Here is a 1,198-nt window from a genome sequence, read left to right as displayed (position 1 = left end):
GGTAATCCCCCCATTTTTAACGGGGTTCAAAAGTAGACCTCAGGCCATCATGGCCAACTTCTGTCGAGGAGTGATTCCTCCGAGTCCCATATTGGGTCGTTCGTGATTGTAGTGCCAGAGCCAGCGAGTGGCATAATCCTGGACTTCTTCGGTGCTGTCGAACAGATACTGTGCCAGCCAATCGTAACGGACAGTTCGGTTGTAGCGTTCGATGTAGGCGTTCTGCTGGGGTTTGCCAGGCTGGATAAACGCCAACTTAATCTCCCGTTTTTCGGCCCAGGCTGACAGCTTGCCGCTGATGTACTCAGGTCCGTTGTCACAACGGATAGAACGCGGTTTACCCCGCCATTCAATGATCTGATCCAGCGATCGGATAACCCGCTCTGCTGGAAGCGAGAAGTCCACTTCGATGCCAAGACCTTCGCGGTTAAAGTCATCAATCACATTCAGTAGCCGGTAACTGCGGCCATCGTTGAGCTGGTCGTGCATGAAGTCCATCGACCAACTGTCGTTGATCGTTTCCGGCACAGCCAATGGCTCAGGTTTTTCCCGAACCAGACGCTTCTTGGGCTTGATGCGCAGATTCAGTTCCAGCTCCCGGTAAATCCGATAGACCCGCTTGTGGTTCCAGGTAAAGCCCTTCACATTGCGCAGATGCAGGAAACACAGGCCAAAGCCCCAGTTCCGCTGATTGTGGGTCAGCCGAACCAGCCAGTCCGCGATCTCAGCATTCTCGCTGCTCAGCTTGGGCTGATAGCGGTAGCAGGTCTCACTTATGCTGAACAGCCAACAGGCCAGACGAATGCTGACACACTTTTCATCAACGGCTTTCTGCGCCATCTCACGGCGACGAGACGGCTTCACCACTTTTTTTCGATGGCTTCCTTGAGGATGTCCGCTTTCACTCGTTCCTCAGCGTACATCTTCTTGAGCCGTCGGTTTTCATCCTCTAGCTCTTTCAGCCGGGCCATCATGGACGCATCCATGCCGCCGAATTTAGCTCGCCACTTGTAGAAAGTCGCACTGCTCATGCCATGCTCACGACATAGCTCTGGAACCGGTGCGCCGCCTTCGGCTTGCTTGAGAATTGACAGTATTTGGCTGTCGGAAAAACGTGATTTTTTCATGCAGAATCTCCCTGCGCTTAGCTTACGGAAAATTCTACTTTTGAACACTCTGGTTTTTCGGGGGGATTACC

Annotated in this window: 1 protein-coding gene; it reads right to left on the bottom strand. The window is 52.9% G+C overall.

From position 1 onward, the window contains the following. Positions 1-39: 39 nt before the first annotated feature. Positions 40-1,127 (bottom strand): IS3 family transposase gene (locus ADS46_RS13715; RefSeq protein ID WP_156524521.1). Its coding sequence is split into 2 segments (ribosomal slippage): positions 40-866 and positions 866-1,127, totalling 1,089 coding nucleotides; the frame shifts between segments, so codons are not numbered across the junction. Positions 1,128-1,198 lie beyond the last annotated feature (71 nt).

The sequence above is a fragment of the Halomonas sp. G11 genome (assembly GCF_001663515.1).
Taxonomy (GTDB): domain Bacteria; phylum Pseudomonadota; class Gammaproteobacteria; order Pseudomonadales; family Halomonadaceae; genus Vreelandella.
The sequence above is the reverse complement of the archived record's forward strand: the minus strand, read 5'-3'. Positions and strand labels throughout refer to the sequence as shown.